The following is a 9071-nucleotide window of genomic DNA, read 5'->3' as shown; positions in this document are numbered from 1 at the left end:
CGTCCGGCTCGAAGACTGGCCCGTCATGCCCCGCCAAAACATCGGCTTCATGATCGAACCCCACGGCTTCTTCGACCAAAACCCAACCCTCAACCTGCCCAGCAACATCACCGCAGCCACCGACACCAACGGCGGATGCTGCACCACAGCCGGAAACGAGCACTAACCAGGCAAACAGGTCCACGAACCAGAACTGGACCGGACCGGAACCGGACTGAACCAGAACTGGCGCAAGAGCAGCCCTGAACAGGTGGTCCCCGGCGATGTCACAACGACAGCACCGGGGACCGCCTGTATCCAACCCCAAACTTCGGTCCCCGATGCTGTCGGAACCCCGCGTCGGGGACCGAACCTATCTCTGGCCCAAACGCCGTAGTGCCCTTTCCTGACCCTAATCCAGTAGTGAGAGCGTGATCCGCGTGTTCGATATCCCCGCAATGACCTGGACCCTCACGGCCGTCCTGCTCCTGGGCGGTACGTACCACCTCCTGCAGACAGTCAGGTCCCGCCACCTCACGGCCCGGGTCAACAACACGCTCCACGCCCTTATGAACACCCTGATGGCAGCGATGCTGTGGAACGTCTTACCCTCCACTATGCTCGCCCAGATCGCGCTCCTCGCCGGCGCGGCACTGTGGTTCATCATCCAGGCCATCGCCCGCCCCGAATTCAAAATCCTCTGCGTCAGCACCCAGGGCAGACTCAAATGCCTCTACCACAGCCTCACCATGGCCGCGGCCGCCCTCATGATCGCCATGATGGCCCGCACCACCGGCCACGCCCAGGCCGACGGGACGCCCATGGCAATGCCCATGCCGGCCGCGCACCACACTATGACATCCGCACCCCACAACAGCGCTGCAGCAACCAGCACGGGCACAACAACATTCGATCACTTACCCGCCCTGGCAATTCCGTTGACAGTACTGTTCGGAGCCGCCGCCGTGATCTTCCTTGTCCTTCTGCTGCGCCACCGGACAGCAAAAACCACCTCCCGCCACATGGCCACCCCGCGGCACTTCACCCGCTCAGAACACGCACTCGAAGCCCTCGGCGCCGCCATCATGGCCCTCATGTTCGCCACCATGACCGCATAACCCGCCACACCGGGAGTGTCCGTTTAACGGTGGAACCATGGCTGGCATTTAGTTGATTCTTCTTTCGAAGGTGATGGCGAAGGCGTTCAGGCAGGCTTCCATCGTGTGGCCCATCGTGCCCTGTCTTTGCCGGTGGGGTCCAGCCCGGGTGGCCAGGGAGAGGCATTTCAGTGCGGCTTGGTCGGTGGGGAATGGCCCCGGGCGCGGATCGCGCGCCGGCAGCGGGCGTTGACGGATTCGATGGCGTTGGTGCTGCAGATGACCCGCCGGATTTCCATGCCGTAGTCGAGGAATGGCACGAATTCGCTCCACGCGTTCTACCAGAGCCGGGTGATCGCCGGGTACCGTTGGCCCCATGTGCCCGAGAAATCGACGAAGCCTTCCTCCGCCGCGGCCTCCGACGGCGCCGTGTAGACCGGGCACAGGTCACGGGACATCTCGTCCCAGTACTGCCGGGCCGCGTAACGGAAGAAGAACAAGGCGCAGAAATGGGTGTTTGCAGCAATCAAGGAAGCCACCGCGGCGTTCCCGTTTCCGGTTCTGGGGATCGAATCAGATTATGCCGACCTTCGCGTTATGCTGACCTTTTCGCATCGTCCCTGCCCAGCGGGGTGAGAGGGCCGGAATTGTCGGCATAATCACGGGCTCGGGTTCATCCTTCATGTATCGGTATCCGCATGAAGGAGGAAGAAATGGGCATCCCCGCAACCAAGGTCAGCAAGGTCCGCATGAGGGGGCCGTTGGCACCGTTCGCGCCGGCATTCAGGTCGGCATTGAAGGAACTGGGCTATACGCCGTTAACGATGGCGAGCGAGCTGAGAATGGCAGCCGATACGAGCCGCTGGCTCGAGGAACAGGGGCTGGGGGCACGGGACGTGACGAGTGCTCGGATCCGGGAATTTGTTGCGGCCAGACATTCCGCCGGTCGCATCTCCCCGTATCCGCACCGCGTCTTCAACACGGTGGTCGGGATCCTCGTTGAACGAGGCGTGATCCAGGCTGAGAACAGTGAACCTGCTCCGGGATCACCGGTCGATGTGCTGCTTGCATCGTTCGAAACGTTCATGCTTGTTGAGCGGGGATTGGTCCAGTGCACGGCGACTGCTTATGTGTTGCGGGCCCGTCGTTTCCTGGCCCGGCAAGCACCCGGAGGTGATCTGGCCGGACTTGCTACCAAGGACGTGACCGATGCCGTACGCGCCGAAGCGGCGATGGTCTCCGTTGGTTCCACCCAGTTCTTCGTGGTCGCCGTGCGGTCGTTCCTGCGTTTTTGTTTCATCGAAGGACTGCTCCCCACGGACCTCTCGGGGGCGGCGCTTTCCATCACGGGCCGCAGCCGCTCACCACTGGCGGCAGGGATCAGCGCCGCAGACGCACGCAAGCTTCTGGACTCATGTCACCGGCGAAGCAGTGAAGGACACCGGGACTATGCCGTCTTGCTCACCCTCCTCCGTCTGGGCCTGCGGGCCAGCGAGGTCGCCGCGTTGACCCTTGATGACATCGACTGGCGGGCAGGGCTGATCGTGGTCCACGGCAAGGGCCACCGCGATGACCGGCTCCCGCTTCCGGCCGATGTGGGCGCCGCGATCACGGGCTACCTCCAACGGGGACGCCCTCGAACGACTGGCCGGGAAGTCTTCCTCAGATCTTTGGCACCGGTTGAGGCTCTGAGTCGGGCGGGATCTCCTCGATCGTGCGCCGCGCCTGCCGACGTGCCGGTCTGCCGCCGGTGGGCGCCCACCGTCTGAAGCACACCTGGCCTGTGAAATGGTCAATTCCGGTGTTCCCCTGCCCGAGATCGCCCAGGTGCTCCGGCATCAGAGCCTGACGAGCACGGCCGCCTACGCCAGGGTCGACATCAACGGGCTCCGTGCCCTGGCCCGGCCCTGGCCAGGCGGTGAACGGTGATGAGCGAACTCCTCGGCCACGTCAATGAATACCTGAAACTCCGGCGGGACCTGGGCTACAAACTCAGACAGGAAAGTTATGATCTTCCCCGACTCGCGGCCTTCATCGAGGCGTCCGGCGCCACCGTGCTGACAACCGAGCTGGCCATTTCCTGGGCACGCCAGCGGCAGGGCGTCCAACCCATCACCCTAGCCCACCGGCTCGGCGCTTCTGGAGCAGACCCAGCAACCGGACCTGCGGGTTTCACGCGCTTAGCCGCAAGCTGCAGCTGCGCTCATCCAGGCAGTCTGCCGGAGCCAGTCTGCCGGAGCGGAAACGTCCGTCCAATCCTTAAGTGTAGTAAGAACCGTCAGAAAACAGTGTTACCCCTGCCTGTTTGTTTCGGGATCATGGATATCAACCGGAAAGCATCCGTTCGGCCGTTGCAGGCCGTTGACCGAATCGAAGGGGACAAATCGTGGATCCGACAGCAGAAGCGACGCCTACCGTGCACAGTACCGCAGATGACATTGTCCGTAATCTGTCCCTCGTCAGGGACGAGATCGCGGACACGGCGGCCCAGATTGATGAGCAGGAGATGGCTGGTCTGGCGGGCCACCTGGCAGGCCATCTCGGTCAGACAGGCCGGGTGTTCGTCGCCGGTGCGGGCCGGAGCGGCCTGGTCCTGCGGATGGCGGCCATGCGGCTGATGCACCTGGGCCTGACTGTCCATGTTGCCGGTGATACCACTACTCCTGCGATCAGTTCCGGTGACCTGCTCTTGGTGGCTTCCGGGTCGGGGACGACTTCGGGAGTGGTTAAGTCGGCGGAAACCGCGGCGAAGGCCGGAGCGCGGATTGCCGCGTTCACCACCAACCCGGATTCCCCGCTTGCTGGTCTCGCCGACGCGCTGGTGATTATTCCTGCCGCCCAGAAGACCGACCACGGCTCCAGCGTTTCCCGTCAGTACTCCGGGTCCCTCTTCGAACAGGTACTTTTCCTCGCCACCGAGGCCATCTTCCAGTCGTTGTGGGACAACACCGATGAACAGGCCGAGCAACTTTGGCTCAGGCACGCCAACCTCGAATAATCGAGGCCTCCACTTTCCATATCCACCGCAGTTCCCTACAGAAAGAAACAACATCATGAAACTCCAAGTTGCCATGGACCTCCTGACCGTCGAAGACGCCCTCAAACTGGCCGGTCAGGTCGCTGAGTACGTCGACATCATCGAACTCGGTACCCCGTTGATCAAGGCCGCCGGGCTCTCCGCCGTCACCGCTGTCAAGAACGCGCACCCGGACAAGATCGTCTTTGCTGATATGAAGACCATGGATGCTGGAGAGCTTGAGGCTGACATCGCCTTCAAGGCCGGCGCCGACCTGGTCTCCATACTTGGCAGCGCCGATGACTCCACCATCGCCGGTGGCGTCAAAGCGGCCAAGGCTCACAATAAGGGCATCGTCGTGGACCTCATCGGTGTGGCAGACAAGGTCACCCGCGCCAAGGAAGCCCGCGCGCTGGGGGCGAAGTTCGTGGAGATGCACGCTGGTCTGGACGAGCAGGCCAAGCCCGGTCACGACTTGAGCGGGTTGCTCAGGGCCGGAGAAGAAGCCCGCGTTCCGTTCTCCGTGGCCGGCGGCGTGAGCTTGAGCACCATCGAAGCCGTCCAGCGTTCCGGGGCCGATGTCGCCGTCGCCGGCGGCGCCATCTACGGTGCAGCCGACCCGGCCCAGGCCGCCAAGGAACTCCGCGAAGCGATCGTCTAACCCTACGGTTAGTGGTCTGACTCTCCGATTCATGGTGGTGTCCCGCAGTCTAAAAGGCTGCGGGACGCCACCTCCGGGGTGTAGCCCCTGGAACTTCAGGGCCCGCAGTCGTGACATTTCCGGCCTGGGCCCCGGGCGGAGAGACGCCACCGCGGACAGGACCGGTTCGGGGGAAAGAATGTACGACATGAATCAACAAACACTGGGACCGGCCAGGGAGAGCCGTAGGCTCCCTGGCCAGCGCCCTGTCCGGGAGTGGGCTTCCCTTCAGCACGGGGAATTCGTTGAAGTCTTGTCCGCCGGTTCGTTCTGCTACGGAGCTTATGTTGATGACCGCGCCGAGGACGGGACCCTGATATGGGTCATCGAGAACGGCACAGGCAGCCGTCATCTGTTTGTGCGTGATGATCCCGTCACGCTGTATTCAATCTAAGACACACCACACCTCAACGATGAGCGGGTGGGACATTGGGGACCCAAGTCCCTGGGAAGGAAGCTGGTCAACATGCATACTCAGACCACCGAACGTAGTCAGGCCACCGAGCCTTTGGAAGTCCGTGTTACCGAACCTGGTCGACTCTATGATTTGCTCGACCATGCTGAGGCCCAGCTCCGCCGGGTAGCGGTGCCCCAACGGTTTGCCGGCATCCTGGTCACCCGCCATGATCCTGGCCGGTACATGCTCGCACTCAGCGACACGGTTCCCTTTGGGGAGACCCGCGAGCAGATACTCTCCTAACCGCCGGTCGAGGGCCCCACTGCATGTCGAAAGTTAGAAGCCAACAATGTCTGTTACATGCGTTGACCCGAGTGGGGCGTCCGGGCGTAACCCGCTGCGGGATCCGCGGGACCGCCGGCTGAACCGGATTGCCGGCCCGTCCTCGCTGGTCCTGTTCGGGGTGACGGGTGATCTGGCCCGGAAGAAGCTGATGCCGGCGGTGTATGACCTTGCGAACCGGGGGTTGTTGCCGCCGAGTTTTGCCCTGGTCGGTTTTGCCCGGCGGGAGTGGGGCAACGAGGACTTCGCGGCCGAGGTGAAGGAATCGGTGAAGGCCTACGCCCGGACCCCGTTTGATGAGGCGGTGTGGGCGCAGCTGTCGGAGGGTATCCGGTTTGTCCAGGGCGAGTTTGACGATGACGCCGCGTTCGAGCGGCTGGCGGCGACGATCGATGAGCTTGATGAGCAGCGCGGGACGCGGGGGAACCATGCGTTTTATCTTTCGGTCCCGCCGAAGGCCTTCGAGCTGGTCTGCCGTCAGCTCTCCCGGCACGGCCTGGCTCAGGCCGAGGGGGAGAAGTGGCGGCGGGTGGTGATCGAGAAGCCGTTCGGGAATGATCTGGCTTCGGCGAGGCAGCTGAACGGGATTGTTGAGTCGGTCTTCCCGCCGGACGCGGTGTTTCGGATTGATCATTATCTGGGCAAGGAGACGGTCCAGAACATTCTGGCGCTGCGTTTCGCGAACCAGCTCTTCGAACCGCTCTGGAACGCGAACTCGGTGGATCATGTCCAGATCACGATGGCCGAGAATATCGGCACCGGGGGCCGGGCCGGGTATTACGACGGCGTCGGTGCGGCCCGGGATGTGATCCAGAACCACCTGTTGCAGCTGCTGGCGCTGACCGCGATGGAGGAACCGATTTCTTTCAACGCCGATGATCTGCGGGCCGAGAAGGAAAAGGTCCTCGCCGCCGTCAAGCTCCCGGCGGACCTCTCCACGCATTCGGCCCGGGGGCAGTTCACCGGCGGCTGGCAGGGCGGGGAGGAAGTCTCCGGGTATCTGGACGAGGACGGGATCCCGGCGGATTCGAAGACCGAGACGTTCGCAGCGATCCGGGTGGATATCAATACCCGGCGCTGGTCCGGGGTGCCGTTCTATCTGCGGGCCGGCAAACGCCTGGGCCGGCGGGTGACGGAGATCGCCGTGGTGTTCAAGCGTGCCCCGAACCTGCTCTTCACCGACCACGGCGAGGATGACTTCGGCCAGAACGCTGTCGTGATCCGGGTCCAGCCCGATGAGGGCGCGACGATCCGGTTCGGGTCCAAGGTACCGGGCACGCAGATGGAAGTCCGTGACGTGACGATGGACTTCGGCTACGGGCACTCGTTTACCGAATCCAGTCCGGAAGCCTACGAGCGGCTGATCCTGGACGTGCTCCTGGGCGAGCCGCCGCTTTTCCCCCGCCACGCCGAAGTCGAATTGTCCTGGAAGATCCTGGACCCGTTCGAGGACTACTGGGCGTCCCTGGACGAACAGCCCGAACCCTACGCCCCTGGCAGCTGGGGGCCGGCCTCGGCCGATGAGCTCCTGGCCCGTGACGGACGAACCTGGAGAAGGCCATGATCGTAGATCTGCCCAATACAACAACTTCGAAGATCTCCAAGAAGATCACGGCCCTGCGCGCCCAGGGCGGTGTGACCGCCCTGGGCCGGGTCCTGACCCTGGTCATCATCACCCGCTCCGGGCTCGAGGAAGACGCGATCGAGGCCGCGAACGAGGCCAGCCGCGAACACCCCTGCCGGATCATCGTCCTCGCCGACGCCGGCGCCTCGGCGGTGACCCGGCTGGACGCCCAGATCCGGGTCGGCGGGGACGCCGGCGCCTCCGAAGTGATCGTGCTCCGCGGCTCCGGGGAACTCGCCGCCGAAAGCGAATCCCTCGTCGCGGCCCTGCTCCTGCCGGACGCGCCGATTGTCGCGTGGTGGCCGCACGGGGCCCCGGCAAACGCCGGGCAGACCTCCATCGGACGGATCGCACACCGCCGGATCACCGACTCGGCCAATGAAACAGACCCGGTCGCCGCGCTCGAGAACATCCGCGCCACCTACAAAGCCGGCGACACGGACCTGGCCTGGACCCGGCTGACGAACTGGCGGATCCAGCTCGCCGCCGTCCTGGACCAGGCCGACGACGCCCCCGTCACGGCCGTGGACGTCGAGGGCGCCACCGACTCACCCTCCACCGCACTCCTCGCGGCCTGGCTCACCCTGGCCCTAGACGTGCCCGTCACCATCCTCGCGGACCCCGCCGGGACCGGGATCCGGCGGGTCCGCCTCCACCGCCGCAGCGGCGACATCCAACTCGTCAGGCCCGGCCACACCATCGCCGAACTCACCCAGCCCGGCCAACCCGCCCAACGGATCTCCCTGCCACGCCGCAGCCTCAAAGACTGCCTCGCCGAAGAACTCCGCCGCCTCGACCCCGACGAAGTCTTCGGCGAAACCGTTCGTAGCCTTGGAACATCCAGCGCGGACCACGAAAGCCACCAGCCATCGACCGGCACCGCGGAACCAGGACAAAAACAGGACCATTTGTCACTGATCACCACCTAAAGGAACACAACACCGCTCCGTTCCGTGCCCTACCCCCCCCAGGACCCGGAATCGAAAGCACGGACCCCGACCGATGCCGCTGATGCCCACAATCGTGGATCCGGACACCGGCCAGGTCCTCGGCATCATCGACAGCCGGGACCACAAGAGCGTCGAAGATTGACTCTCCGCCCGCCCGTCGGCCCGGCGTCCGGACCTGCAGATCAACGCCATCGACCCGTCGGCGGCGTTCCGCAAGGCGCTGCGGATGTGGCTGCTGGTGGTCCAGATGCCTGAATCCTGACCTACGGGACCAGCGAGCAGCGGCATAGGGATGACCCACTTCGTCCCGGGGTGCGCTGCTCATTGTACCGTCGTGCCTCGACGGGGCACGGATTGTCCCGGTGCCGCCGGGGTCGTTACAGCGTCATCGGAGTCCGTGGTTGTGTGCCAGGGCGATGGCCTCGGTGCGGGAGCTGACGTCGAGCTTCTTGAAGAGGTTCCGTACATGGAACTTGACCGTGTTCTCGCTGATGCCCAGTGTTGAGGCGATGGTGCGGTTGCGTTGTCCGGCGGCTAGGTGTTGGAGCACTTCGAGTTCGCGGGCGGCAAGGTTCCATCCGGCGATATCCCCCCGGGCCGGGCGTGTCGGCGGGTCCAGGGGGAGTGTGACGAGGACGTCTGCACCCCAGCCGGGCATCACGTCGATCTGCAGGTGTCCGGTGAGCGCTTGGACCCGGCGGTCCAGGCGGCTGATGCTCGGGGCGTCGGCGGCGAGTGTGCCGCCGCCGTCGTCGCGTACGTTGATCAGCAGGTTTTCGCCGTCGCAGTCCCACTGCGTCCGGATTCTGCTGACGTCGGGTTGTTCCATCATGGCCAGCACAAGTCCGCGGACGACGGCCCGTGCGGCGTGGGCAACTTCGCCGGGCAGGGCCCTTCCATTTAGGGGTGGTTTGATGAACTCGACCTCAATGCCGCTGAAGCGCGTGAGTGGTCGCAGGTCCTCCC

11 protein-coding genes and 1 pseudogene are annotated in these 9071 nt (G+C 64.3%); 10 read left to right on the top strand and 2 right to left on the bottom strand.

Going from position 1 to position 9071, the window contains the following annotated elements; genetic code table 11:
* Window positions 1-166 (top strand): copper amine oxidase (locus tag QMG52_RS21120; RefSeq protein ID WP_283562372.1); only part of this gene is annotated, 166 nt, incomplete at its 5' end.
* 253 nt (window positions 167-419) lie between these two features.
* Window positions 420-1097, top strand: coding sequence for a DUF5134 domain-containing protein (locus QMG52_RS21115; RefSeq protein WP_283562371.1), 678 nt, complete (start codon window positions 420-422; stop codon window positions 1095-1097).
* A gap of 48 nt (window positions 1098-1145) precedes the next feature.
* Here the strand turns inward: QMG52_RS21115 and QMG52_RS21110 are convergent.
* Window positions 1146-1567 (bottom strand): annotated as a pseudogene (locus QMG52_RS21110) (transposase); the annotation flags it as partial.
* Between the two features lie 222 nt (window positions 1568-1789).
* Between QMG52_RS21110 and QMG52_RS21105 the strand changes: the two are divergent.
* The 8 genes from QMG52_RS21105 (at window position 1790) to QMG52_RS21070 (ending at window position 8084) form a co-directional block, all read left to right on the top strand.
* Window positions 1790-2845, top strand: coding sequence for a site-specific integrase (locus QMG52_RS21105; protein ID WP_283562370.1), 1056 nt, complete (start codon window positions 1790-1792; stop codon window positions 2843-2845).
* A gap of 19 nt (window positions 2846-2864) precedes the next feature.
* Window positions 2865-3005, top strand: coding sequence for a site-specific integrase (locus tag QMG52_RS21100; RefSeq protein ID WP_283562369.1), 141 nt, complete (start codon window positions 2865-2867; stop codon window positions 3003-3005).
* 457 nt (window positions 3006-3462) lie between these two features.
* A complete protein-coding gene (gene hxlB, locus QMG52_RS21095; RefSeq protein WP_283562368.1) occupies window positions 3463-4074 on the top strand; it encodes a 6-phospho-3-hexuloisomerase in 612 nt (203 codons plus the stop codon).
* Between the two features lie 55 nt (window positions 4075-4129).
* Entirely contained in the window at window positions 4130-4753 is a 624-nt protein-coding gene (hxlA, locus tag QMG52_RS21090; RefSeq protein WP_283562367.1) for a 3-hexulose-6-phosphate synthase, read from the top strand.
* A 187-nt stretch (window positions 4754-4940) separates the two neighbouring features.
* Window positions 4941-5186, top strand: a complete 246-nt coding sequence (locus tag QMG52_RS21085) for a hypothetical protein (RefSeq protein ID WP_283562366.1) — start codon at window positions 4941-4943, stop codon at window positions 5184-5186.
* 72 nt (window positions 5187-5258) lie between these two features.
* On the top strand, window positions 5259-5492 hold the full coding sequence (locus QMG52_RS21080; RefSeq protein WP_283562365.1) for a hypothetical protein: 234 nt from the start codon (window positions 5259-5261) through the stop codon (window positions 5490-5492).
* A gap of 46 nt (window positions 5493-5538) precedes the next feature.
* Window positions 5539-7095, top strand: a complete 1557-nt coding sequence (zwf, locus tag QMG52_RS21075) for a glucose-6-phosphate dehydrogenase (protein ID WP_283562364.1) — start codon at window positions 5539-5541, stop codon at window positions 7093-7095.
* Entirely contained in the window at window positions 7092-8084 is a 993-nt protein-coding gene (locus QMG52_RS21070; RefSeq protein WP_283562363.1) for a glucose-6-phosphate dehydrogenase assembly protein OpcA, read from the top strand. Before zwf ends, QMG52_RS21070 begins: the two co-directional genes overlap by 4 nt.
* A 406-nt stretch (window positions 8085-8490) precedes the next feature.
* On the opposite strand, the gene QMG52_RS21065 is transcribed toward QMG52_RS21070, so the two are convergent.
* Window positions 8491-9071, bottom strand: a 581-nt coding sequence (locus QMG52_RS21065) for a helix-turn-helix transcriptional regulator (RefSeq protein WP_283562362.1), incomplete at its 5' end; no start/stop codon positions are given.

It is taken from the genome of Paenarthrobacter sp. PH39-S1 (assembly GCF_030063245.1).
Lineage (GTDB): Bacteria > Actinomycetota > Actinomycetes > Actinomycetales > Micrococcaceae > Arthrobacter_M.
This window is presented reverse-complemented; position numbering and strand designations above follow the sequence as displayed.

What these genes read in the sequence shown, in the direction of transcription:
- hxlA (WP_283562367.1), top strand. Translation starts at nt 4,130, where the DNA reads ATGAAACTCCAAGTTGCCATGGACCTCCTGACCGTCGAAGACGCCCTC.
- zwf (WP_283562364.1), top strand. Translation starts at nt 5,539, where the DNA reads ATGTCTGTTACATGCGTTGACCCGAGTGGGGCGTCCGGGCGTAACCCG.
- QMG52_RS21070 (WP_283562363.1), top strand. Translation starts at nt 7,092, where the DNA reads ATGATCGTAGATCTGCCCAATACAACAACTTCGAAGATCTCCAAGAAG.
- QMG52_RS21100 (WP_283562369.1), top strand. Translation starts at nt 2,865, where the DNA reads ATGGTCAATTCCGGTGTTCCCCTGCCCGAGATCGCCCAGGTGCTCCGG.
- QMG52_RS21080 (WP_283562365.1), top strand. Translation starts at nt 5,259, where the DNA reads ATGCATACTCAGACCACCGAACGTAGTCAGGCCACCGAGCCTTTGGAA.
- QMG52_RS21105 (WP_283562370.1), top strand. Translation starts at nt 1,790, where the DNA reads ATGGGCATCCCCGCAACCAAGGTCAGCAAGGTCCGCATGAGGGGGCCG.
- QMG52_RS21085 (WP_283562366.1), top strand. Translation starts at nt 4,941, where the DNA reads ATGAATCAACAAACACTGGGACCGGCCAGGGAGAGCCGTAGGCTCCCT.